At 74.7% G+C, this 22867-nt stretch carries 20 protein-coding genes, 1 pseudogene and 1 riboswitch; of the genes and pseudogenes, 14 read left to right on the top strand and 7 right to left on the bottom strand.

The genetic code is table 11. From position 1 onward, the window contains the following. Positions 1–37: 37 nt before the first annotated feature. Positions 38–763, bottom strand: coding sequence for a class II aldolase/adducin family protein (locus ABZ858_RS03225; RefSeq protein ID WP_361371821.1), 726 nt, complete (start codon positions 761–763; stop codon positions 38–40). A 211-nt stretch (positions 764–974) separates the two neighbouring features. Between ABZ858_RS03225 and ABZ858_RS03220 the strand changes: the two genes are divergently transcribed. The 7 genes from ABZ858_RS03220 to ABZ858_RS03190 all read left to right on the top strand — a co-directional run bounded on the left by ABZ858_RS03220 (position 975) and on the right by ABZ858_RS03190 (position 9720). After that, positions 975–2306 carry an inorganic phosphate transporter gene (locus ABZ858_RS03220; RefSeq protein WP_361371818.1) on the top strand — a complete coding sequence of 444 codons (1332 nt, stop codon included), beginning with the start codon at positions 975–977 and terminating at the stop codon, positions 2304–2306. Positions 2307–2388: 82 nt separating this feature from the next. Further along, entirely contained in the window at positions 2389–2619 is a 231-nt protein-coding gene (locus tag ABZ858_RS03215; protein WP_361371815.1) for a hypothetical protein, read from the top strand. Positions 2620–2770: 151 nt separating this feature from the next. Then, positions 2771–2845: riboswitch (cobalamin riboswitch) on the top strand. A gap of 118 nt (positions 2846–2963) precedes the next feature. Next, on the top strand, positions 2964–3920 hold the full coding sequence (locus ABZ858_RS03210; protein WP_361371813.1) for a cobalamin biosynthesis protein: 957 nt from the start codon (positions 2964–2966) through the stop codon (positions 3918–3920). Next, entirely contained in the window at positions 3917–5452 is a 1536-nt protein-coding gene (locus ABZ858_RS03205) for a cobyric acid synthase (RefSeq protein ID WP_361371810.1), read from the top strand. The genes ABZ858_RS03210 and ABZ858_RS03205 overlap by 4 nt, the downstream gene beginning before the upstream one ends. A 43-nt stretch (positions 5453–5495) precedes the next feature. After that, a complete protein-coding gene (locus ABZ858_RS03200; RefSeq protein WP_361371807.1) occupies positions 5496–7562 on the top strand; it encodes a putative cobaltochelatase in 2067 nt (688 codons plus the stop codon). After that, positions 7562–8161 (top strand): cob(I)yrinic acid a,c-diamide adenosyltransferase, encoded by a 600-nt coding sequence (gene cobO, locus ABZ858_RS03195; RefSeq protein ID WP_361371804.1) that lies wholly within the window; start codon positions 7562–7564, stop codon positions 8159–8161. Before ABZ858_RS03200 ends, cobO begins: the two co-directional genes overlap by 1 nt. Next, a complete protein-coding gene (locus ABZ858_RS03190) occupies positions 8155–9720 on the top strand; it encodes a cobyrinate a,c-diamide synthase (protein ID WP_361371801.1) in 1566 nt (521 codons plus the stop codon). Before cobO ends, ABZ858_RS03190 begins: the two co-directional genes overlap by 7 nt. Here ABZ858_RS03190 and ABZ858_RS03185 read toward each other — a convergent pair. Together ABZ858_RS03185 and ABZ858_RS03180 are read right to left on the bottom strand one after the other, a co-directional pair. Beyond that, positions 9648–10070, bottom strand: a complete 423-nt coding sequence (locus ABZ858_RS03185; protein WP_361371798.1) for a hypothetical protein — start codon at positions 10068–10070, stop codon at positions 9648–9650. The two genes, ABZ858_RS03190 and ABZ858_RS03185, sit on opposite strands and share 73 nt — an antisense overlap. Positions 10071–10147: 77 nt before the next feature. Continuing rightward, positions 10148–10879, bottom strand: coding sequence for a ZIP family metal transporter (locus tag ABZ858_RS03180; protein WP_361371795.1), 732 nt, complete (start codon positions 10877–10879; stop codon positions 10148–10150). Between the two features lie 311 nt (positions 10880–11190). Here ABZ858_RS03180 and ABZ858_RS03175 point away from each other — a divergent pair. Beyond that, positions 11191–12042 (top strand): annotated as a pseudogene (locus ABZ858_RS03175) (cobalamin biosynthesis protein); the annotation flags it as partial. Positions 12043–12163: 121 nt separating this feature from the next. After that, positions 12164–13276 carry an Rv2231c family pyridoxal phosphate-dependent protein CobC gene (gene cobC / locus ABZ858_RS03170; protein ID WP_361371792.1) on the top strand — a complete coding sequence of 371 codons (1113 nt, stop codon included), beginning with the start codon at positions 12164–12166 and terminating at the stop codon, positions 13274–13276. A gap of 272 nt (positions 13277–13548) precedes the next feature. Here cobC and ABZ858_RS03165 read toward each other — a convergent pair whose 3' ends face one another. Both ABZ858_RS03165 and ABZ858_RS03160 read right to left on the bottom strand, forming a co-directional pair. Then, positions 13549–14457, bottom strand: a complete 909-nt coding sequence (locus ABZ858_RS03165) for an SCO1860 family LAETG-anchored protein (RefSeq protein ID WP_361371789.1) — start codon at positions 14455–14457, stop codon at positions 13549–13551. Positions 14458–14677: 220 nt separating this feature from the next. Continuing rightward, the gene (locus ABZ858_RS03160) at positions 14678–15775 is read right to left on the bottom strand and encodes an amidohydrolase family protein (RefSeq protein WP_361371786.1); all 1098 of its coding nucleotides are present in this window, start codon (positions 15773–15775) and stop codon (positions 14678–14680) included. A 219-nt stretch (positions 15776–15994) separates the two neighbouring features. Here ABZ858_RS03160 and ABZ858_RS03155 point away from each other — a divergent pair, with 219 nt between their 5' ends. The 5 genes from ABZ858_RS03155 (at position 15995) to thpD (ending at position 20753) form a co-directional block, all read left to right on the top strand. Then, entirely contained in the window at positions 15995–17125 is a 1131-nt protein-coding gene (locus ABZ858_RS03155) for an aminotransferase class V-fold PLP-dependent enzyme (RefSeq protein ID WP_361371783.1), read from the top strand. A gap of 358 nt (positions 17126–17483) precedes the next feature. Continuing rightward, a complete protein-coding gene (ectA, locus tag ABZ858_RS03150) occupies positions 17484–18023 on the top strand; it encodes a diaminobutyrate acetyltransferase (protein WP_361371780.1) in 540 nt (179 codons plus the stop codon). Between the two features lie 96 nt (positions 18024–18119). Then, entirely contained in the window at positions 18120–19394 is a 1275-nt protein-coding gene (ectB, locus tag ABZ858_RS03145) for a diaminobutyrate--2-oxoglutarate transaminase (RefSeq protein WP_361371777.1), read from the top strand. A 53-nt stretch (positions 19395–19447) separates the two neighbouring features. Then, positions 19448–19852 (top strand): ectoine synthase, encoded by a 405-nt coding sequence (locus ABZ858_RS03140; RefSeq protein WP_037860869.1) that lies wholly within the window; start codon positions 19448–19450, stop codon positions 19850–19852. 7 nt (positions 19853–19859) lie between these two features. Further along, a complete protein-coding gene (thpD, locus tag ABZ858_RS03135; protein ID WP_361371774.1) occupies positions 19860–20753 on the top strand; it encodes an ectoine hydroxylase in 894 nt (297 codons plus the stop codon). Positions 20754–20916: 163 nt separating this feature from the next. On the opposite strand, the gene ABZ858_RS03130 is transcribed toward thpD, so the two are convergent. Then, entirely contained in the window at positions 20917–22002 is a 1086-nt protein-coding gene (locus ABZ858_RS03130; protein ID WP_361371771.1) for an aminotransferase class V-fold PLP-dependent enzyme, read from the bottom strand. A 73-nt stretch (positions 22003–22075) separates the two neighbouring features. Then, complete coding sequence (locus ABZ858_RS03125) at positions 22076–22792, bottom strand: DsbA family oxidoreductase (protein ID WP_361371768.1); 717 nt, start codon at positions 22790–22792, stop codon at positions 22076–22078. Positions 22793–22867: the final 75 nt, after the last annotated feature.

The raw sequence follows: 22867 nt of genomic DNA, 5'->3' as shown, positions 1-22867 counted from the left end.
CGCGGGGCCCCGGGCAGGCCCCACGCAGGCACCGTGGTCAGGCTTCCGGGCCGTGCTGTCCGTAGCCCCGCAGCCGCTCCTGCGCCTGCGCCAGTTGCTCCGCCGTCAGCAGCGACGGCGTCAGGCCGGGCACCGAGGACGCGGTCAGCCACAGCCGGCACATCCACTCCAGCTGGGCGGTGCGGTCGTAGGCCTGGTCGAGGGTGGCGCCGTGGGTGACGGTGCCGTGGTTGCGCAGCAGGCAGCCGGAGCGGCCGGCCAGGGCGCGCAGCATGTTCCCGGCCAGTTCCTCGGTGCCGTAGGTCGCGTACGGCGCGACACGCACCGGGCCGCCCAGGGCGCCGGCCATGTAGTGGACCAGCGGCAGCTCGGTCACCAGGGTGGAGACGGCCGTGGCGTGCACGGCGTGGGTGTGGACGACGGCGCGCGCGTCGGTGGTGCGGTGGATCGCGAGGTGCATGGGCAGCTCGCTGGTGGGGACCAGGGTGCCGAGCACCTGCCGGCCGTCGAGGGCGACGCCGGTCACGTCGTCCGGGGTGAGACGGTCGTAGGGCACGCCCGAGGGGGTGACGAGCACGGTGTCGCCCACCCGGACGGAGACGTTGCCCGAGGTGCCGACGACGAGTCCGTCCGCCACGGTCCGGCGGGCCGTCGCCACCAGTTCCTCCCAGGCGCTCAGCTCTTCCGCGCGCGCCTTCCGCACACCGCTCGCGCCCCGGGCGTCCCGCTCCTGTCCACCCACGCGCCGCTCCTGTTCAGCCATGCGCCGATCCTGCCAGCCGGGCGGGCGCCCCGGGAGCCGTCCGGCGGGCCGACGGGTGGATCGGCGGATGGGCCGACGGGTGGATCGGCGGGTGGGAGTGCGAGGCACACCACAGAATCGGACACCACTGCGACCGGCCCAGTTCATCTTCCGTTCACCCTGGTTACCTACGTTCGACGAGCCAATGACGCTCGAACGATTGCCTGGGTAAATGGAAAGCTTCTCGCTGATCCTCGCGATTGTGGTCGTGACCGCACTCGCGTTTGATTTCACGAACGGTTTCCACGACACCGCCAACGCGATGGCCACCACCATCTCCACCGGCGCGCTCAAGCCCAAGGTCGCGGTGGCCATGTCCGCCGCGCTCAACCTGGTGGGCGCCTTCCTCTCCGTGGAGGTCGCCAACACGATCTCCAAGGGTCTCGTCGACGAGAGCGGCATCCGTCCCGAGGTCATCTTCGCCGCCCTGGTGGGCGCGATCCTGTGGAACCTGCTGACCTGGCTGGTCGGGCTGCCCTCCAGCTCGTCGCACGCCCTGATGGGCGGCCTGATCGGCGCCACCGTCGCCTCGGCCGGCACCGGCGCGGTGCACGGCGACGCCCTGGTCACCAAGATCATGATTCCGGCGGTCGCCGCCCCGGTCGTCGCGGGCGTCGCCGCGCTGGTCGCGACCCGGCTGTCGTACGGCATCGGCGCGAAGGCGGACGGCAAGGCGGCCGAGAAGGGCCACCGCGTCGGGCAGATCGCCTCCGCCGGACTGGTCTCGCTCGCGCACGGCACCAACGACGCGCAGAAGACGATGGGCATCATCACCCTCGCCCTGGTCGCCGGCGGCGCCCTCGCCCCCGGTTCCAACCCTCCCACCTGGGTCATCCTCTCGGCGGGCCTGGCCATCGCGCTGGGCACCTACATCGGCGGCTGGCGCATCATCCGCACCATGGGCTCGGGCCTGACCGACCTCCAGCCGCAGCAGGGCTTCGCCGCCCAGACCAGCGCGGCCGCGGCCATCCTGGCCTCCTCCCACCTCGGTTTCTCGCTCTCCACCACGCACGTGGTCTCCGGTTCGGTGATGGGCGCGGGCCTCGGCCGCAAGGGCGGGGTGGTCCGCTGGTCCACCGCGGGCCGGATGGCCGTCGCCTGGGTGCTCACGCTGCCGGCCGCGGCCCTGGTCGGCGCGGGCGCGGAGGCCGTCACCGGTCTCGGTGACTGGGGCACCGCGCTGGTCGCCGTGTTCCTGGTGGCCGCGAGCGCCACGATCTGGAAGATCTCCCGCCGCCAGGTCGTCGACCACACCGATGTGGCCCCGGCCCAGGAGCCGGCCGGTGTGGTGACCCAGGCGATCGCCGCCGTCGCCCCGCCCCCGGCGGCCCCGGCGCCCGCCTCCGCCCCCGCTTCCGCCGCGGAGCCCTTCGCGGCCGAGTCCTTCCCGGCGGAGTCCTTCCCCGCGGTAACGTTCCCCGTGCAGGCGACCGGTCCGGTCCGCGGCACGGCGCCCGAGCCGGCCCCCGCGGCAGCGGCGGCGCCCCCGGCCGCCACCGTCTGAGCCCGCGCCCGCCCCTCCCGGCACCGCCACCCCGGCACCCCAGGCACCCCAGGCACTCCCGGCACCCCAAGGAAGCATCATCATGAAGATCGACTGGGCGGCGCTCGGCTCCGTCTTCGGCGTCAGCATCGCGGTCACCGTGGGTCTGGTCGCCCTGTTCACCCTCGGCATCGCCGGGCTGTCCCGCCGCGAGCGGGCCGTCGCGCAGGGCAGCGGCGGCGGGACCCTCGCGGTCACCGGCGCCTACGTCTGCTTCGCCGCCTGCGCGGCGGCGGTGGTGTACGGCATCCAGCTCATCGTCGGCAAGGGCTGACCCCCGTCGTCCATGCCGGCCTCCGGCCGCGCACGCCGGTCGTACACGCCGGTGGTGTGGGCCTCATCTCAGTGCGCCTGCGCAGGTCAACAGCGAGTTGACGGGTGTTCGCGGGCCGTGGTGGACTTCCGGGGCCATGTACGGCGGCACGAGAGGAAGCCGGTGCGAATCCGGCGCGGTCCCGCCACTGTCACCGGGGAGAAAACACCCCGGGAGCCAGGAACTCTCGCCGCCGGTCTCGTCGAACCAGGGCGCGGAAACCCTGAGTGAGGACATATCGCCATGCGCGGCTGCCGACCCAGGTCCCTCAGCACCCCTCCGACCGGCACCCGGGACTGATCCCCATGGGTGCCGATCGCGTCTTCGCGTACGGCGCCGCGGCCGGCCTCCTCGGTGACCTGCTCCTCGGCGATCCGCGCCGCGGGCACCCGGTCGCCGCGTTCGGACGGGCCGCCGGCGCCGCGGAACGCGTGCTGTGGCGGGACCACCGCGGCTGGGGCGCGCTCCACACCGCGCTGTGCGCCGGCGGCGCCGCCGCGCTGGGCGCCGCCGCCGCGCGTGCCGTGCGGTCCTCCCCCGCCGCCTCCCTCGCGCTGACCTCCGCCGCCACCTGGGCCGTCGTCGGCGGCACCTCCCTGGCCCGGGAGGCCCGCACCATCGGCCGGGCGCTGGAGGCGGGCGACATCGAGGCCGCCCGGGCCCGGCTGCCGCATCTGTGCGGGCGCGACCCGCGGTTCCTGGACGCCGACGGCGTCGCCCGCGCGGTCGTCGAGTCGGTCGCCGAGAACACCTCGGACGCCGTGGTGGGCGCCCTGGTCTGGGGCGCGGTCGCCGGGGTGCCGGGGCTCGCCGGGTTCCGGGCCGTCAACACCCTGGACGCCATGGTCGGCCACAAGTCGCCCCGCCACCGGCGCTTCGGCTGGGCCGCGGCCCGGCTGGACGACGTGGCCGGCTGGCCGGGGGCGCGGCTGACGGCCGTGCTGGCCACCGTGGCCGGCGGCGATCCGCGCGGGGCCGCACGGGCCTGGCGCGCCGACGCCCGGCTCCACCCGAGCCCCAACGCCGGGCCGGTGGAGGCCGCCTTCGCGGGGGCGCTCGGGGTGCGGCTGGGGGGCACCTTGTCGTACGCGGGCCGGGTGGAGCACCGGCCGGTGCTGAACGGGGCGTCGGGGCGCGCGGTGCGGGCCGGCGACATCGACCGGGCCGTGCGGCTCTCCCGGCGGGTGGGCTGGCTCGCGCTCGGCACCTGCGCCGCCGCGAGCGTCGTGCGCGGCCGCCTGACGAAGGGACGTACCTCATGAGCGGCGGTCTGCTCGTCGCCGGGACCACCTCCGACGCCGGCAAGAGCGTCGTCACCGCCGGGATCTGCCGGTGGCTGGCGCGGCAGGGCGTCAAGGTCGCCCCGTTCAAGGCGCAGAACATGTCCCTGAACTCCTTCGTCACCCGCGAGGGCGCCGAGATCGGGCGGGCGCAGGCCATGCAGGCGCAGGCCTGCCGGATCGAGCCGACCGCGCTGATGAACCCGGTGCTGCTCAAGCCGGGCGGCGAGCAGAGCAGCCAGGTGGTGCTGCTGGGCAAGCCGGTGGGCGAGATGAGCGCGCGCGGCTACCACTCCGGGCGCCAGGAGCGGCTGCTGGGCACCGTGCTGGACTGCCTGGCCGAGCTGCGCGGCATGTACGACGCGGTGATCTGCGAGGGGGCGGGCAGCCCGGCGGAGATCAACCTGCGCCGCACCGACATCGTCAACATGGGCGTCGCCCGGGGCGCGCGGCTGCCCGTGCTCGTCGTCGGGGACATCGACCGCGGCGGTGTCTTCGCCTCCTTCTTCGGCACCGTCGCCCTGCTGTCCCCCGAGGACCAGGAACTGGTCGCCGGGTTCCTCGTCAACAAGTTCCGCGGTGATGTCTCGCTGCTGGAGCCGGGGCTCGACATGCTGCGCGGGCTCACCGGCCGGCGCACCTACGGCGTGCTGCCGTTCCGGCACGGGCTCGGCATCGACGAGGAGGACGGGCTGCGGGTGTCGCTGCGCGGCGCCGTACGGGAGTCGGCCGTCGCCCCGCCGGTGGGCGAGGACGTGCTGCGGGTCGCGGTCTGCGCCGTCCCGCTGATGTCGAACTTCACCGACGTGGACGCGCTGGCCGCCGAACCGGGCGTCGTGGTGCGGTTCGTGGACCGGCCCGAGGAGGTGGCCGACGCCGACCTCGTGGTGGTCCCGGGCACCCGCGGCACCGTGCGCGCGCTGGACTGGCTGCGTGAACGGGGCCTGGCCGGCGCGCTGCGCCGCCGGGCCGCCGAGGGCCGGCCGATCCTCGGCGTCTGCGGCGGCTTCCAACTGCTCGGGGAGCACATCGAGGACGACGTGGAGAGCCGCCGCGGGCACGTCGACGGGCTGGGTCTGCTGCCGGTGCGGGTCCGCTTCGCCCGCGAGAAGACCCTGACCCGGCCGGCCGGCGAGGCGTTGGGCGAGCGGGTCGAGGGCTACGAGATCCACCACGGGATCGCCGAGGTCACCGGCGGTGAGGCGTTCCTGGACGGCTGCCGGGACGGACAGACCTGGGGCACCCACTGGCACGGCTCGCTGGAGTCGGACGGCTTCCGGCGGGCCTTCCTGCGCGAGGTGGCCGCCGCGGCCGGCCGGCGTTTCGTCCCGGCGCCCGGCACCTCGTTCGCCGCGCTGCGCGAGGAGCAGCTCGACCGGCTCGGCGACCTGATCGAACAGCACGCGGACACGGACGCGCTGTGGCGGCTCATCGAGTCGGGACCGCCGCGGGGGCTGCCCTTCGTCCCGCCGGGAGCGCCAGGGACGCCAGGGACGCCAGGGACGCCGGCATGAGCATGTATCAGAATCTTGAAGGCGACTTGGAGGGCGACGAGAAGTGAGTACCCCGTTTCCGTTCACGGCGGTCGTGGGCCAGGACGACCTGCGGCTCGCGCTGCTGCTGAACGCCGTCTCCCCGGCGGTCGGCGGCGTGCTGGTCCGCGGCGAGAAGGGCACCGCGAAGTCCACCGCCGTACGGGCGCTGTCGGCACTGCTGCCCGGTGTGGACGTGGTCGCCGGGTGCCGGTTCTCGTGCGATCCGGACTCCCCCGACCCCACCTGCCCGGACGGCCCGCACGAACCGGGGGCCTTCGAGTCGCGCCCGGCCCGCATGGTCGAGCTGCCGGTCGGCGCCTCCGAGGACCGCCTGGTGGGCGCGCTGGACATCGAACGGGCGCTGGCGGAGGGCGTGAAGGCGTTCGAGCCCGGACTGCTCGCCGACGCCCACCGGGGCATCCTCTACGTCGACGAGGTCAACCTGCTCCACGACCACCTCGTGGACCTGCTGCTGGACGCCGCCGCCATGGGCGCCTCGTACGTCGAGCGCGAGGGCGTCTCCGTCCGGCATGCCGCGCGGTTCCTGCTGGTGGGCACCATGAACCCGGAAGAGGGCGAACTGCGGCCGCAGTTGCTGGACCGGTTCGGGCTGACCGTGGAGGTGGCCGCCTCGCGCGAACCCGACCAGCGGGTGGAGGTCGTGCGCAGGCGGCTGGCGTACGACGACGACCCGGCCGCGTTCGCCGCGCGCTGGGCCGACGAGGAGGCCGCCGTACGGGCCCGGATCGCGGCGGCGCGGGAGCTGCTGCCGCGGGTGCGGCTCGGTGACGGGCCGCTGCGGCAGATCGCGGCGACCTGCGCGGCCTTCGAGGTGGACGGCATGCGCGCCGACATCGTGATGGCGCGTACGGCGACCGCGCTGGCCGCGTGGGCGGGCCGCACCGACGTGCTCGCCGAGGACGTACGGCAGGCGGCGCTGCTCGCGCTGCCGCACCGGCGCCGGCGCAACCCGTTCGACGCGCCGGGGCTCGACGAGGACAGACTCGACGAGACGCTGGAGGAGTTCGCCGGGCCGGAGGACGACGACGAGCCGGACCCCGGCCCGGACGGGCCCGGCGGTGGCGGCGGGCAGCCCGCCCCCGACGACGGCGCCCCGCAGGGCGGGGACGGCGCCGCGCGCCCGGAGGAGGACCAGGCAGGCGGCGAGCCGGAGCCCGCCGGGGCCGACACCGAGCCGCAGCCGGCCGGGGCCGACGGCGAGCCGCAGCCCGCCCGGGCCGGCGCGGGCGAGCAGTCCGCGGTGCGGGCCGGCGAGCCGTTCCGCACCAAGGTGCTGAGCGTGCCCGGGCTCGGCGAGGGCGCCGCCGGGCGGCGCTCGCGGGCGCGCACCGAGCACGGACGCACCACCGGCGCGCGCCGGCCGCGCTCCACGCTGACCAAGCTGCACCTGGCGGCGACCGTGCAGGCCGCCGCCCCGCACCAGCGGGCGCGGGGCCGGTCAGGGCCGGGGCTGGTGGTGCGGCGCGACGATCTGCGGCAGGCGACCCGGGAGGGGCGCGAGGGCAACCTCGTGCTGTTCGTGGTGGACGCCTCCGGGTCGATGGCGGCGCGGCAGCGGATGGGCGCGGTCAAGGGTGCCGTGCTCTCGCTGCTCCTCGACGCCTACCAGCGGCGGGACAAGGTGGGGCTGGTGACCTTCCGGGGGACCTCGGCCGAGGTCGCGCTGCCGCCCACCTCGTCGGTGGACGCGGCGGCGGTCCGGCTGGAGTCGCTGCCCACCGGCGGGCGCACCCCGCTGGCCGCCGGGCTGCTGCGGGCGCACGAGGTGCTGCGGGTGGAGCGGCTGCGGGACCCCGCGCGGCGGGCGCTGGTCGTGGTGGTGACGGACGGGCGGGCCACGGGCGGCCCGGAACCGGTCGCGCTGGCCGGGCGGGCCGCGCGGCTGCTGGCGGCCGCGGGGACCGCCAGTGTGGTCGTGGACTGCGAGTCGGGGCCGGTGCGGCTGGGGCTGGCCGGGCGGCTCGCGGGTGAGCTGGACGGCACGGCCGTCACGCTGGACGAGCTGCGGGCCGACTCGATCGCCGGGCTGGTACGGGATGTGCAGGGGACGTCGAGGAGGGCCGCGTAATGCCGCAGGGACAGCCGAGTGTCGTACCGCAGGACGGGCTGACGACACGCCAGCGGCGCAACCGGGCGCTGGTCGCCGTGCACACGGGGGTGGGCAAGGGCAAGTCGACCGCCGCGTTCGGGCTGGCGCTGCGCGCCTGGAACCAGGGCTGGCCGATCGGGGTGTTCCAGTTCGTCAAGTCGGCGAAGTGGCGGGTCGGCGAGGAGCGGGCGCTGCGGGTGCTCGGGGACTCCGGCGAGGGCGGCAGCGTCGCCTGGCACAAGATGGGCGAGGGCTGGTCCTGGGTCCAGCGGGACGCGCAGACCGACAACGAGGCCAAGGCGCGGGAGGGCTGGGAGCAGGTCAAGCGGGACCTGGCCGCCGAGACGTACCGGCTGTACGTGCTGGACGAGTTCGCGTACCCGCTGCACTGGGGCTGGATCGACACCGACGAGGTCGTGGAGGTGCTGCGCAACCGGCCCGGGACCCAGCATGTCGTGATCACCGGCCGGAACGCGCCGCAGCAGCTGGTGGACTTCGCCGATCTCGTCACCGACATGTCCAAGGTCAAGCACCCCATGGACGACGGCCAGAAGGGCCAGAAGGGCATCGAGTGGTGAGTTCCGTGCCTCGGCTGGTCGTCGCCGCGCCCGCCTCGCGCAGCGGCAAGACCACCGTCGCCACGGGGTTGATGGCCGCGCTGGCCGCGCGGGGGCACACGGTGTCCCCGCACAAGGTCGGACCGGACTACATCGACCCCGGGTACCACGCGCTCGCCACCGGCCGCGCGGGCCGCAACCTGGACGCCTACCTGTGCGGGCCCGAGCTGGTGGGGCCGTTGTTCCTGCACGGGTCGCGCGGGTGTGACATCGCCGTCGTCGAGGGCGTGATGGGCCTGTACGACGGCGCCGCGGGCGAGGGCGAGCTGGCGTCCACCGCGCACGTGGCGAAGCTGCTGCGGGCGCCGGTGGTGCTGGTCGTGGACGCCTCGTCGCAGTCGCGGTCGGTGGCCGCGCTGGTGCACGGGTTCGTGACCTGGGACCCCGAGGTGCGGATCGGCGGCGTGATCCTCAACAAGGTCGCCTCCGACCGGCACGAGGCGCTGCTGCGGGAGGCGATGGACTCGGTGGGGGTCCCGGTGCTGGGGGTGCTGCGGCGGGCGCCGCAGGTCGACACTCCGTCGCGGCACCTGGGCCTGGTGCCGGTCGCCGAGCGGCAGGGGGCCGCGACGGAGGCGGTCGCGGCGATGGCCGCGCAGGTGGCGGCCGGGTGCGATGTCGCCGCGCTGGTGGCGCTGGCACGGAGCGCGGGGGCGCTGGGCGGTGCGGCTTGGGACGCGGGTGAGGCGGCGGGTCCGGGGGCTTCCGGCCGGGGGCAGGACGAGGGGCAGGGGCACGGCGGGAGCCAGGAGCACGGCGGGAGCCAGGGACAGGGCGGGAACCAAGGGCACGGCGGGAGTCAGGGACAGGGCGGGAACCAAGGGCACGGCGGGAGTCAGGGGCAGCGCGAGAGCCAGGCCCCGGGCGGGAGTCAGGCCCCGGGCGGGAGTCAGGGCCAGGATCGGGGGCCGGGCGCACGCGTGCGGGTCGCCGTGGCCGGCGGGTCCGCGTTCACCTTCTCCTACGCCGAGCACACCGAGCTGCTGTCCGCCGCCGGGGCGGAGGTCGTCCCGTTCGATCCGCTGCGCGACGAGGCGCTGCCCGAGGGCACGCGCGGGCTGGTGATCGGCGGCGGCTTCCCCGAGGTGTACGCCGCCGAGCTGTCCGCCAACGAGCCGCTGCGCGCGGCGGTCGGCGCCCTCGTGCGCGCCGGGGCGCCGGTCGCGGCCGAGTGCGCCGGGCTGCTGTACCTGTGCCGGGAGCTGGACGGGAAGCCGATGTGCGGGGTGCTGGAGGCCACCGCGCGGATGACCGGGCGGCTCACGCTGGGCTACCGGGACGCGGTGGCCGTGAGCGACAGTGTGCTCGCGGGCGCCGGGCAGCGGATGCGCGGGCACGAGTTCCACCGCACGGCCGTCGAGCCGGGCGCCGGAGACACCCCCGCCTGGGGGCTGCGGACGCCCGAGCGGCGGGTGGAGGGGTTCGTCCGGCAGAACGTGCACGCGAGCTACCTGCACACGCACTGGGCGGGCGCGCCGGGTGTGGCCCGCCGGTTCGTGGAGAGGTGCCGTACGTCATGAGCGGCGGACCGCCGGCCGGAGTGGACGGCAGGCTGTGAGCCGTGCGCCGGCTGCACGGCCGGGCGAACCGTCTTCACGCCCGGGCGGACCGGCTCGGCGTCCGGGCGGACCGGCTGCACGGACGGACGGATCGGCTGCACGGCCGGACGGATCGGCTCCGCGTCCAGCCGGACCGACTCGGCGTCCGGGCGGACCGGCTCGGCGTCCGGGCGAGCCGGCTGCACGGACGGACGGATCAGCTGCACGGACGGCCGGATCAGCTGTGCGTCGGGGCGGACCGGCTCCGCGTCCGGGCGGATCAGCTGCACGGCCGGACGGATCGGCTCCGCGGACGGACGGATCAGCTGCACGGACGGACGGATCAGCTGTGCGTCCGGGCGGACCGGCTTCGCGGCCCCGTGTCCCGGCTCCCGCGCCGTGGGTGCGGTCAGGCCGCCAGGCCGACCACCAGCCAGATGAACAGCACGCCCGCGACCGTGCACAGCAGGGTCGAGCGGGCCGGGTGCTCGTGATGGGCCTCGGGCAGGATCTCGGCCGCGGCGAGGTAGAGGAGTACGCCGCCGAAGAGGCCGAGATAGCCGCCGAGGAACCATTCCGGGATGCTGACGAACGAGGTCGAGGCGGCGCCCACCACCGGGGCCAGCGCGTCCGCGACGAGCATCGCGACGGCCTTGCGGCGGGCGTTGCCGTAGAGGCTGGTGAGGGTGAAGGTGTTGAAGCCGTCCGCGAAGTCGTGGGCGATGACCGCGAGCGCCACGGCGGCGCCCATGCCGCCGCCCACCTGGAAGGCGGCGCCTATCGCCACGCCGTCCATGACGCTGTGCCCGACCATGGCGCCCGCCGCCGTCAGGCCCACCTCGGGGGCGCGGTGCTGGTGACTCTCGTCGCCGCCGTGCGCGGCCTGCCTGCTGGCCAGCAGGCGTTCCACCAGGTGGGCCAGCAGGAAGCCGGTCACGAACAGCAGCAGCGCCGCCGGTACGCCGAACACCTCCCGGCCCACCGCGTGCAGTGCCTCGGGCAGCAGGTCGAGTCCGACCACGCCGAGCATCAGGCCGCCGGCCAGTCCGAGGACCAGATGGCGGCGGTCGGTGACCCGCTGTGCCGTCCAGCCGCCGGCCAGCGTCATCAGGAACGCGCCGAGCGCGACGAAGACCGCCATGTGCCCTTGCTATCCGATCAGGGACCGTTCGCGCACATCCGGCCCTCGCCCGGCCGTCCCACACCATGACATTCCGTACGAGAGGACCCGAGCCCATGGCCGATGTCCCCGGTGGCGAGGTGCCCTTCGCCGGTGCCGACACCGACGCTGGTGGCGCTGCTGACGGCGGGTACGGTGCCGCCGACCTGCCGGTCCTCCGCGTGGTGCGGGCGCTGTGCGAGGCCGGCGTCGTGTTCCGGCCGGCCGGCCCGGGGGTGGTGTACGTCGAGGAGGGCGGCCGGTGCGCCGGGGCGGTGGGCGCGGGCCCGGCCGGGCTGGACGTCCTCGGGCTGCCGGTGGAGGGGGACGCGGCCGGGGTGGCGCGGGCGCTGCTCGACGGGGAGCCGGTCGCCTTCGACGCCGAGGTGCCGTGGCCGCTGCCCGCGCTGCCCGTACTGCCCGTGGCGGTGCCGCAGGCCGGCGCCGCGTACGCCGTCCGGGTGACGGACCGTGCCGTGGCGCCCGGCGAGCGGGAGGTGGTCCTGCGGCCGCCGTCCCTCGTCGTGGGGGTGGGCGCCTCGCGCGGCGTGCCGGCCGGTGAGGTGCGGGGACTGATCGAGGCGGCGCTGCGGGACGCGGGCCTGTCGGCGCGCAGTGTGGCCCTGCTGGCCACCGTGGACGCCAAGGCGGCCGAGCCCGGCGTCGTCGCGGCGGCCGGGCACCTGGGCGTGCCCCTGGTGACGTACTCCGCCGCCGAACTGGCCCGGGTCGCCGTGCCGAACCCGTCCGGCGCGCCGCTGGCCGCCGCCGGCACCCCCTCGGTCGCGGAGGCCGCCGCCCTCGCCGGCGGGGGCGACCTCCTCGTCCCCAAGCGGAAGTCGCGGGGCGCGGACGGGCGGGCGGCGAGGGCCACCTGCGCGGTCGTACGCCGTCCCGCGCCCGGGCGGCTCGTGGTGCTCGACCCCGGGCCGGGCGGCCGGGGCCTGCTCACCCCTGCGGCCCGGGCCGCACTGCGCCGCGCCCGCGTGCTCGTGGGACCCGGCCGGTACGTCCGGTACGCCGGCCGGGTCCGCGACCTGCTGCCGCCCGGCACCCGCGTCCTGGCGTCCGGGCCCGGCGCCGAGGAGGAACGGGCCCGCACGGCGGTCGCCGAGGCCCGGCGCGGGCACGCCGTCGCGCTGATCGCCGGGCAGCATGCCCAGCCCGGCCGGCCGGGCCGCCAGGACCGGTACGGCGATCCCGAAGGCCACCAGCACGGGGACCACCATGACGAAGACCACCAGCACGGAGGGCACGCCCACTCGCATGCGCACTGACGATTTCGGGACAGGCCGGCCGGACGGCGGGCACGATCTGCGCCACCACGGGGACGCGGAGGTACGGGACGGGGGTTCCGCGCTGGTCGATCTCGCCGTGAACGTACGGGCCGACACCCCGCCGGCCTGGCTGCGGGAGCGGATCGCCGGATCCCTCGCCTCGCTCGCGGCCTATCCGGACGGGCGGGCCGCGAGGGCGGCGGTGGCGGCGCGGCACGGGCTGCCGGTGGAGCGGGTGCTGCTGACGGCCGGGGCGGCGGAGGCGTTCGTGCTGCTGGCGCGGGCGCTGAAGGTGCGCCGGCCGGTGGTGGTGCACCCGCAGTTCACCGAGCCGGAGGCGGCGCTGCGGGACGCGGGACACACCGTCGACCGGGTGCTGCTGCGGGCGGCGGACGGTTTCCGCCTCGACCCGGCGGCCGTGCCCGAGGACGCGGATCTGGTGGTGGTCGGCAACCCGACCAACCCGACGTCCGTGCTGCACCCGGCCGCCGTGCTCGCCGGGCTGGCCCGGCCCGGGCGGACGCTGGTCGTCGACGAGGCGTTCATGGACGCGGTGCCCGGCGAGCGGGAGGCGCTCGCCGGGCGGACGGACGTACCCGGCCTGGTGGTCCTGCGCAGCCTGACCAAGACCTGGGGGCTGGCCGGGCTGCGGATCGGGTACGTCCTGGCCGCGCCGGAGACCATCGCCGACCTGGAACGGGCCCAGCCGCTGTGGCCGGTGTCCACACCGGCGCTGGCGGCGGCCGAGGCGTGCGTGGCGCCGGCGGCGCTGGCGGAGGCGGCGCAGGCGGCGCGGCGGATCGCGGCGGACCGGGAGCATCTGGTCGCGGGGCTGGCCGCCCTCGCCGGGCACGGGCACGGGGTGCGGGTGGCCGGGCCGGCCGAGGGGCCCTTCGTGCTGGTACGGATGGAGGGGGCGGCGAAGGTACGGGGGCGGCTGCGTGAACTCGGGTTCGCGGTGCGGCGCGGGGACACGTTTCCCGGCCTCGGGGAGGAGTGGGTGCGGGTCGCTGTGCGGGGGCGGGGGGTGGTGGACGGGTTCCTGGAGGCGGTGCGGGTCGCTCTCGGCGAGCGTTGCCCACCCGCCCGCCCGACGCGGTGAGGAGAAGGCTTCCGTCCTCGGGGCTCCGCCCCCGGCCCCGGGGAGTTCGCACGCACGCCCGCCCGATTCGGTAGGGAGAGAGGTCCGGTCTCCGAGGCTCCGCCCCCGGCCGGGCCCCGGGGCGGAGCGCCGCCCGCCCGCTGAGGAGAAAGGGTTCCGCCCTGGGGGGGCTCCGCCTCCTCACCCGCCCCCCCAGGAAGTGGCCAGGAAGCGCCCTCATCCCCTGCACCCCCCTACCGGCTACCGGTCACCCGCCTTCGCCCCCCGAGTCCTCACCCCTTCCTCCTCCGTCGTGCCACCGCCACCGCTCCCCCGCCCGCGGCCAGCAGTACCGCCGAGCCGCCCGCCAGGTACGGCGTCAGGGAGCTGCCGCCGGTTTCCGCGAGGTCGGCCTTGGCGGGGGCGCCCTGGGGTTCGACGTCCGCGGCGGGGGTCGCCGAGGGCTTCGGCTGGTGCGGGGCGGCCGGGGTCTCGCAGGTGGCGGCGGCGAGGGTGAGGGTGCCTTCCACGTCCGCGACGTTCAGTTCGAGCGGGTTGACGGAGATCTTGAGCCGGAGGGCGGTGGCCGCGGCGGTGCGGGAGGTCGTCTCGCGCCGGGTGAGGTCCAGGCGGACCTCACCGACCGCCGGGACCCGGACGCTGGTCGTGCCGCCGGCGGTGAGCGTTACCTTCTGGCCGAGCACCGTGACGGCGCCCAGGAGGTCGCTCGTCGCCACCGGGGGCTTGCCGGCCTCGCAGGTCGCCCGGGAGCTGACCTGGCCGACCTCGATGACGGAGAGCAGGGGCAGGCCGGGGACGTGGACGCGGGCGTGGGCCAGCTCGACGCCGCCCTCGGCCTTGTCCGGCGAGACCGTCGCCCGCGTCTTCGCCACGTCCGCGCGCAGCACGCTGAACGGCTTGCCGCCGTCGACGCCGTCGAGGCGGGCGGTCAGGGCGGCCTGCTGGGCGCTTCCGGGCGCCTGGACCTCGTTGAGGGAGAGGGTGAGCGGGACGTCCACCGTCTTGTTGAGCAGGGACACGTCGAGGCCGGCGTGCAGGACGGACGCGCTCGCACGGCCCTGGCCGGCGCTCGCGTGGGCGGGGCCCGCGCCGGCCAGCGCCACCGGGGCGACGGCGAGGACGGTGGCCGCGGCCGCGGTGGCGCAGCGGCGGGCGGGCAGGCGGAAGGTGTGGCGGTTCACGGTGTGGGACCCCCAGGGGTGATGGCTCGGGACCCCGAAAGGATTACGCACTGAGAGTGAACGGGCGGCGATCCTGGGTGACTTCACTCCATCGAGGGGTTTCCGTGTTTGTTTTCGATTACTTCAGGCGGCCCGGGACGGATGTTCGCCACCGGGCCGCCCGGTCCCACCCTTTCGTGCGAGCGCGCCGGGCGCGCTCACGTCGCACCGGCCGGTCGAGCTAACCGACGATCCGCCCGTTCAGGACCACCCGGCGCGGGCCCGCCAGCACCCGTACGTCCGCTCGCGGGTCCTCCTCGTAGACGACGAGGTCGGCCGGGGCGCCCTCGTCCAGGCCGGGGCGGCCGAGCCAGGAGCGTGCGCCCCAGGCGGTCGCCGACAGGGCCCGCAGCGGCGGGATGCCCGCCTTGACGAGTTCGGCGACCTCGCCGGCCACCAGGCCATGCGGCAGGGAGCCGCCCGCGTCCGTGCCGACGTACACCGGGATGCCCGCGTCGTGGGCGGCGCGGACGGTGTCGTAGCGGCGCTCGTGGAGCCGGCGCATATGGGCCGACCAGCGCGGGAACCGGGCCTCGCCGCCGGCCGCGAGCGTGGGGAAGGTGGCGATGTTGACGAGGGTGGGGACGATGGCGACGCCGCGCTCCGCGAACAGCGGGATCAGGTCCTCGGTGAGGCCTGTGGCGTGCTCGATGCAGTCGATGCCCGCCTCGACCAGATCGCGCAGGGAGTCCTCCGCGAAGCAGTGCGCGGTCACCCGCGCGCCCAGGCGGTGCGCCTCGGCGATGGCCGCCTCGGCCGCCTCGCGCGGCCAGCAGGCGGACAGGTCGCCCAGGTCGCGGTCGATCCAGTCGCCGACCAGCTTGACCCAGCCGTCGCCGCGCCGGGCCTCGCGGGCGACGTAGGCGACGAGGTCGGCGGGCTCGATCTCGTGGGCGTAGTTGCGGATGTAGCGGCGGGTGCGGGCGATGTGCCGGCCCGCCCGGATGATCTTCGGCAGATCCTCGCGGTCGTCGATCCAACGGGTGTCGGAGGGCGAGCCCGCGTCGCGGATCAGCAGCGTGCCCGCCTCCCGGTCGGTCAGCGCCTGCTTCTCGGAGACGTCGTCGGGGACCGGGCCGTGCGCGTCGAGCCCGACGTGGCAGTGCGCGTCGACCAGGCCGGGCAGCGCCCAGCCCTCGACGGTCCGTACGTCCCGGGCGCCGGCCGGGCGCTCGTAGGAGATCCGGCCGCCGACCACCCACAGTTCGTCGCGGACCGAGTCGTCGTCCGGGCCGACGAGCACCCGCCCCTTCACGTGCAGCACCGCCTGATCGCTCATGCACGGCACCCTAGGCCCTGGCCCGGACACCGTCACCGGTGGTGGGCGGGTGACGGCCGCCGGTTACGCTCGACAGCGTCGCCCGCGCGCGACGATCATGAACCGCGCCGGGCCGGGCCGGTCCGAGCCGCTGAGCCGGTCCGGTCCGAGCCCGATCCGCGGCCGAAGCCGCAGCCGAGCCGGTCGAGACCGAGACGCGACCGAGAAGAGAGCACCGTCGTGACCCACCCGTTCCTGGACCTCGCCCCGCTGAGCGCCGCCCGCTTCGCCTCGATCGAGGACCGGGTGGCGCGGCTGCTCGGCACCGAGCAGGACGTCGTGATCACGCAGGGCGAGGCGCTGCTGCCGCTGGAGGGCGCGATCCGCGCGACGGCCGGTCCGGGCACGGTGGCGCTGAACGTGATCACCGGCCCGTACGGGCAGACCTTCGGCGACTGGCTGCGGGACTGCGGTGCGACGGTGCACGACCTGGCGGTGCCGTTCCACACGGCGGTCACCGCCGCGCAGGTGCGCGCCGCCTTCGCCGCGCACCCGGAGATCGACTTCGTGTCGCTGGTGCACGCGGAGGCCGCCACCGGCAACACCAACCCGGTCGCGGAGATCGGGGAGGCCGTGCGGGAGCAGGGCGCCCTCTTCTACCTGGACGCGGTGGCCTCCATCGGCGCCGAGCCGGTGCTGCCGGACGCGTGGGGCGTGGACCTGTGCGTGATCGGCGCGCAGAAGGCGATGGGCGGGCCGGCCGGGGTGTCGGCGGTGTCGGTCAGCGAGCGCGCCTGGGCCCGGATGGCGGCCAACCCGCGGGCGCCCCGCCGCTCCTACCTGTCGCTGCTCGACTGGAAGGAACGCTGGATCGACGGCGGCCGCACGGCCCTGCTGCACGCGCCGGCCCAGCTGGAGATGCTCGCCCTGGAGGCGTGTGTCGAGCGCATCGAGGCGGTCGGCCTGGACGCGGTGACGGCCCGCCACCGCTCGGCGGCCGCGGCCACCCGGGCGGGCGCGACAGCCCTGGGCGGGGGCCTGGAGCCCTACGTCCACCAGGCGTCCGAGGCGGCCCCGGTCGCCACCACCCTGCGCGCCCCGGCGGATGTCGCGGCCTCCGCGCTGGTGGCCCGCGCGCTGGCCGCGGCCCCGGGCCTCCCGCTGGCCGCGGGCGGCGGTCCGCTCGCCGCGGAGATGATCCGGGTCAACCACTACGGGCAGGACGCCACCCTGGAGACGGTCCAGGCGTGCCTGACGGCCCTGGGCACCGCCCTGGCCGCCGAGCGGGCCGCGGGCGACGTGGACGGGAAACGTGGGAACGGGGTCGACCTGGAAGGGGCGCGGCGCGCCGCCTCGGCGGCCTGGCGCTAGCGGCGCCGCCACCGGCACCCCCGCTGGATATCGGGGCGGAAAAACACAGGAATTCAATTCCGGGAATTAATCGAGGATAGCTATCCGTCTTCTTCTGCCCCGTTTTCCAATCTGTAAACGCGACGTTTTCGAATGGTTTCCCGAGGTCGGGCCGGGCCGATTCCGGGACTGTGACGCGACTTACATGGGTGTGACGCACTCCACATGCACGCCCTTTTCGTCCGGTATTTAACCGGCAAATCGTCCCAAACCTCCACCCCTCGCGCGAACGCGCGCCCGCGCGGTAACACATCGACCCCTTTCGCGTAAGGGCATCCGGCGATGCATTTTTGAATTCAGCTCGGTAAGTTCAATTCGCATGACTGCCGCACAAGCAGACCTGCGAACCGAAGCCACGGAAATACCGGATGCCGTGACCATCGAGCACCCCTCCGTATCCGACGGCGCCGCCCTGTGGCGGCTCGCCAAGGATTCCGGGACGCTGGATGTGAACTCCTCCTACAGCTACCTGCTGTGGTGCCGCGACTTCGCCGCCACGTCCGTCGTGGCGCGCGACGCCGACGGCACACCCGTCGGCTTCGTCACCGGGTACGTGCGGCCCGACCGCCCCGGCACCCTCCTGGTGTGGCAGGTCGCCGTGGACGCCGGCCACCAGGGCCGCGGCCTGGCCGGCCGGCTGCTGGACGCGCTCGCCGCCCGCGTCGCCGCCGAGGGCGGACTCACCACCGTCGAGACCACCATCACCCCGGGCAACACCGCCTCCGAGCGGCTCTTCGCCTCCTTCGCCGCCCGGCACGGCGCCGGCGTCGAGCGCGAAGTGCTGTTCGCCGCCGGGCAGTTCCCCGACGGGCCGCACGACCCCGAGGTCCTGCACCGCATCGGCCCGCTGCACCACTGAACCCCGCACCTGCCTCACCGCACCCGCCGCACCCCCGCACCTGCCTCTTCCTGGCCTGCCCCGATCTTCCACTCCCCCACCGAGGAGCGATTCGTCGTGACCATCACCCAGCCCGACCTGAGCGTCTTCGAGACCCTGGAGTCCGAGGTGCGCAGCTACTGCCGCGGCTGGCCCACCGTCTTCGACCGCGCGCGCGGCAGCCGCCTGTACGACGAGGACGGCCATGAGTACCTCGACTTCTTCGCGGGCGCCGGCTCACTCAACTACGGCCACAACAACCCGGTGCTCAAACGGGCGCTGATCGACTACCTGGAACGCGACGGCATCGCCCACGGGCTGGACATGTCCACCGTCGCCAAGCGCCGCTTCCTGGAGACCTTCCAGAATCTGGTGCTGCGCCCGCGCGACCTGCCGTACAAGGTGATGTTCCCGGGCCCGACCGGCACCAACGCGGTGGAGTCCGCGCTGAAGCTGGCCCGCAAGGTGAAGGGGCGCGAGGCGATCGTGTCGTTCACCAACGCCTTCCACGGCATGTCGCTGGGCTCGCTCGCGGTCACCGGCAACGCGTTCAAGCGAGCCGGCGCCGGTATCCCGCTGGTGCACGGCACGCCCATGCCGTTCGACAACTACTTCGAGGGCCAGGTCCCGGACTTCCTGTGGTTCGAGCGGCTCCTTGAGGACCAGGGCTCCGGCCTGAACAAGCCGGCCGCCGTGATCGTGGAGACCGTGCAGGGCGAGGGCGGCATCAACGTCGCCCGGCCCGAGTGGCTGCGCGCCCTCAAGGAGCTGTGCGAACGCCAGGACATGCTGCTCATCGTGGACGACATCCAGATGGGCTGCGGCCGCACCGGCGCGTTCTTCTCCTTCGAGGAGGCCGGGATCACGCCCGACATCGTCACCGTGTCGAAGTCCATCAGCGGCTACGGCCTGCCCATGTCGCTGTGCCTGTTCCGGCCCGAGCTGGACATCTGGGAGCCGGGCGAGCACAACGGCACCTTCCGCGGCAACAACCCGGCCTTCGTCACCGCCACCGCCGCCCTGGAGGCGTACTGGACGGACGGGTCGGCGATGGAGAAGCAGACCCGCACCCGCGGCGAGCAGGTCGAGCAGTGGCTGGTCTCGATCACCGAGGAGAACCTCGCCGACGTCAAGGAGTACCGCGGCCGCGGCCTGGTGTGGGGCCTGGAGTTCCACGACAAGGGCCGCGCCGGGCGGGTCGCCGCGCGCGCCTTCGAACTCGGCCTGCTCATCGAGACGTCCGGTCCGGAGAGCGAGGTCGTCAAGCTGCTGCCGGCCCTGACCACCACCCCCGAGGAGCTGGACGAGGGCATGAGCACCCTCGCCCGCGCGGTCCGCGAGACCGCGGCCTGACCGGCTCCCCTGCCCATCTGGAAAACCCCTGCAAGAAGGAGGCACGTACCACCGTGATCGTCCGTTCGTTCAAGGAGATCGAAGGCACCGACCGGCACGTGAAGGCGGCGTCCGGCACCTGGGAGAGCAAGCGCATCGTGCTGGCCAAGGAGAAGGTCGGCTTCTCCGTGCACGAGACGATCCTGTACGCGGGCACCGAGACGTCGATGTGGTACGCCAACCACATCGAGGCCGTCGTCTGCACCCGGGGCGACGCCGAACTGACCGACCGCGAGACCGGGAAGACGTACCACATCACGCCGGGCACCATGTACCTCCTCGACGGCCACGAGCGGCACACGCTCAAGGTCAAGGAGGACTTCCACTGCATCTGCGTCTTCAACCCGCCCGTCACCGGACGGGAGGACCACGACGAGAACGGCGTCTACCCGCTGCTCACCGAGCCCGAGGAGGTGTGAGGAAGCCATGACCACCGCCACCGTGAAGGACCTCTACCCGACCCGCGGCGCCACCGAGGTGGCCGTCCCCCGCCAGGACCCGGTCGTCTGGGGCTCCCCGGACACGCCCGGCCCGATCGCGAACGCCGACCTCCAGGCGTTCGAGCGCGACGGCTTCCTCGCCGTCGACCAGCTGATCGGCCCCGACGAGGTCGCCGTCTACCAGCGGGAGCTGGACCGGCTGGTGACCGACCCGGCGATCCGCGCCGACGAGCGCTCGATCGTCGAGCCGAAGTCCAAGGAGATCCGCTCGGTCTTCGAGGTGCACCGGATCAGCGAGGTGTTCGCCGCGCTGGTGCGCGATCCGCGGGTGGTCGGCCGGGCCCGGCAGATCCTCGGCTCGGACGTCTACGTCCACCAGTCCCGGATCAACGTCAAGCCGGGCTTCGGCGCCAGCGGCTTCTACTGGCACTCGGACTTCGAGACCTGGCACGCCGAGGACGGTCTGCCGAACATGCGGACGGTGTCCGTCTCGATCGCGCTGACCGAGAACCTCGACACCAACGGCGGTCTGATGATCATGCCGGGGTCGCACAAGACGTTCCTGGGCTGCGCCGGGGCCACGCCCGAGGACAACTACAAGAAGTCGCTGCAGATGCAGGACGCGGGCACGCCCTCCGACGAGGCGCTGACCTCGCTGGCCGGTGCGCACGGCATCAAGCTGTTCACCGGGAAGGCGGGCTCGGCCACCTGGTTCGACTGCAACTGCATGCACGGCTCCGGCGACAACATCACGCCGTACCCGCGCAGCAACGTCTTCATCGTGTTCAACAGCGTGGAGAACACGGCGGTGGAGCCGTTCTCGGCACCGGTGCGCAGGCCGGACTTCATCGGGGCGCGGGACTTCACCCCGGTGCGGTGACCGATCGTCGCCGGACGCGGTCGGACGTGTCCGGCGGACGCGGGCAGGGGCCTCCTCGTGTGGGACGGGAGGCCCCTGCCCGCGTCCGTGGCCGGGGTCCTGCCCGCGTCCGTGGCCGGGGCCCCGCGCGCGTCCGTGGCGGGACCCCCTGCACCCGTCCCGCTCAGCCCGCCAGCACGTCCAGCAGCCGGTCCACGTCCGCCTCCGTGTTGTAGAGGTGGAAGGCGGCCCGCAGATTGCCCGCGCGGGCGGAGACCTCGATGCCCGCCGCGCTCAGCTCGCCCTGCCGGTCGCCCAGTCCGGGCACGGACACGATCGGGGAGCCGGGCGCCGGCAGCGGTTCGCGGCCCAGGGCGGCCACCCCGGCACGGAACCGGTCGGCCAGGGCCAGGTCATGGGCCCGTACGGCGTCCACGCCCAGTTCCTCGACCAGTTCCAGCGAGCGGCGCCCGGCCGCGTAGGAGAAGAGCGCCGGGCTCTCGTCGAACCGCCGGGCGGTGTGGGCGAGTTCGTCGACCGGACCGTAGCAGCTGTCCCAGGGCCGCTCGCCGGCCACCCAGCCGGCGAACAACGGGCTAAGGCCGCCCAGGTCCTCGGGGACGACGAGGAAGGCGACGCCGCGCGGGCACAGCAGCCACTTGAAGGCGACGGCGGCGAGGTAGTCGCAGGCGCCGGCGTCGAGGTCCAGCCAGCCGGCCGCCTGGGAGGCGTCGACGTAGGTGCGCGCCCCGTGCGCGCGGGCCGCCGCCCGGATGGCGGGCAGGTCGGCGATCCGGCCGTCCGCGGACTGCGCGGCGCTCACCGCGACCAGCGCGGTCCCGGGCCGGACCGCCTCCGCGAGCTGCTCCAGCGGCACGCTGCGCACCTTCAGGTCGCGGCGGACGTGGAAGGGGTTCACCACGGAGCTGAAGTCGCCCTCGGCGGTGAGCACCTCGGCGCCCTCGGGCAGCGAGGCGGCGACGAGGCCGCTGTAGACGGCGACCGAGCCGCCGGCCGCCACCTGGCGTTCGGGCACCCGCACCAGCCGGGCGAAGCAGGCGCGGGCCGCCTCCACGTCGGCGAACATGTCGGTGGGCTGCCCGGCGGCCACGGCCTCCGCGGCCGTCCGCAGGGCCGCGACCGTACGGGCCGGCAGCAGCCCGAGGGACGCGGTGTTCAGATAGGTGTTCTTCGGGGCGAACTCGGCACGGACGAGGGGCTCGAAGGTCTCCATGGGTCCACTGTGCGGCCCCAGGAAATAAAAGTCCATCACCTGTTTATACGAGCTGTGTCCAAGTAACGCTTATGGACAGCGCCACTCATGGGCAGCCGCCGCGCCGGGCTCAGTCCCGCGGCACCGCGCAGCCGTCCGGGCCGCAGGCGTCCCCGTCGCCGGCGGGGACGAGGGTGAGCGGCGGGCGTTCGCCCCACGCCTGGGTGAGCGCCTGTGCGAAGACCTCGGCGGGCTGGGCGCCCGAGACGCCGTAGGCGCGGTCCAGGACGAAGAACGGCACCCCGTTCGCGCCGAGCTGGGCGGCCTCCCGTTCGTCGGCGCGGACCTCGTCGGCGTAGGCGGCCGGGTCGGCGAGGACCGCGCGGACGGCGTCGGCGTCCAGCCCTGCCCCGGCGGCCAGCTCCACCAGCCGCGCGTCGCCCTCGGTGAAGACGGACCGCTCCTCGGCGAAGTTCGCCCGGTAGAGCGCGTCCAGCAGCGCGGACTGCCGTCCCTGCTCCTTGGCGAAGTGCAGCAGCCGGTGCATGTCGAAGGTGTTGCCGTGGTCACGGCCCCGGGTGCGATAGTCCAGGCCCGCGGCGGCGGCCTGCGCGCCGAGGTCGTCCTCACCGGCCTGCGCCTGCGCCTGGCTCATGCCGTACTTCGCGGTGAGCATGGTGAGCACCGGCTGGACGTCGTCCTTGGCCCGGTGCGGGTCCAGCTCGAAGGAACGGTGCACGACCTCGACCCGGTCCCGGTGGGGGAAGGCGGCCAGCGCCTGCTCGAAGCGCGCCTTTCCCACGTAGCACCAGGGACAGGCGATGTCCGACCAGATCTCGACGCGCATGCTCTCGGTTCTCTCCCGCTCGTACGGACGGAGGGCGGACGCCCTCCCACGAGTGCGTGAACGTTCAAGCAGCTC

Origin of the sequence: Streptomyces sp. NPDC047017, from assembly GCF_040644175.1 — a bacterium.
GTDB lineage: Bacteria > Actinomycetota > Actinomycetes > Streptomycetales > Streptomycetaceae > Streptomyces.
The sequence above is the reverse complement of the archived record's forward strand: the minus strand, read 5'-3'. Positions and strand labels throughout refer to the sequence as shown.

What these genes read in the sequence shown, in the direction of transcription:
- ABZ858_RS03210 (WP_361371813.1), top strand. Translation starts at nt 2,964, where the DNA reads ATGGGTGCCGATCGCGTCTTCGCGTACGGCGCCGCGGCCGGCCTCCTC.
- ABZ858_RS03220 (WP_361371818.1), top strand. Translation starts at nt 975, where the DNA reads ATGGAAAGCTTCTCGCTGATCCTCGCGATTGTGGTCGTGACCGCACTC.
- ectA (WP_361371780.1), top strand. Translation starts at nt 17,484, where the DNA reads ATGACTGCCGCACAAGCAGACCTGCGAACCGAAGCCACGGAAATACCG.
- cobC (WP_361371792.1), top strand. Translation starts at nt 12,164, where the DNA reads ATGCGCACTGACGATTTCGGGACAGGCCGGCCGGACGGCGGGCACGAT.
- ABZ858_RS03180 (WP_361371795.1), bottom strand. Translation starts at nt 10,879, where the DNA reads ATGGCGGTCTTCGTCGCGCTCGGCGCGTTCCTGATGACGCTGGCCGGC.
- ABZ858_RS03225 (WP_361371821.1), bottom strand. Translation starts at nt 763, where the DNA reads ATGGCTGAACAGGAGCGGCGCGTGGGTGGACAGGAGCGGGACGCCCGG.
- ABZ858_RS03215 (WP_361371815.1), top strand. Translation starts at nt 2,389, where the DNA reads ATGAAGATCGACTGGGCGGCGCTCGGCTCCGTCTTCGGCGTCAGCATC.
- ABZ858_RS03160 (WP_361371786.1), bottom strand. Translation starts at nt 15,775, where the DNA reads ATGAGCGATCAGGCGGTGCTGCACGTGAAGGGGCGGGTGCTCGTCGGC.
- thpD (WP_361371774.1), top strand. Translation starts at nt 19,860, where the DNA reads ATGACCACCGCCACCGTGAAGGACCTCTACCCGACCCGCGGCGCCACC.
- ABZ858_RS03125 (WP_361371768.1), bottom strand. Translation starts at nt 22,792, where the DNA reads ATGCGCGTCGAGATCTGGTCGGACATCGCCTGTCCCTGGTGCTACGTG.
- cobO (WP_361371804.1), top strand. Translation starts at nt 7,562, where the DNA reads ATGCCGCAGGGACAGCCGAGTGTCGTACCGCAGGACGGGCTGACGACA.
- ABZ858_RS03130 (WP_361371771.1), bottom strand. Translation starts at nt 22,002, where the DNA reads ATGGACTTTTATTTCCTGGGGCCGCACAGTGGACCCATGGAGACCTTC.
- ABZ858_RS03205 (WP_361371810.1), top strand. Translation starts at nt 3,917, where the DNA reads ATGAGCGGCGGTCTGCTCGTCGCCGGGACCACCTCCGACGCCGGCAAG.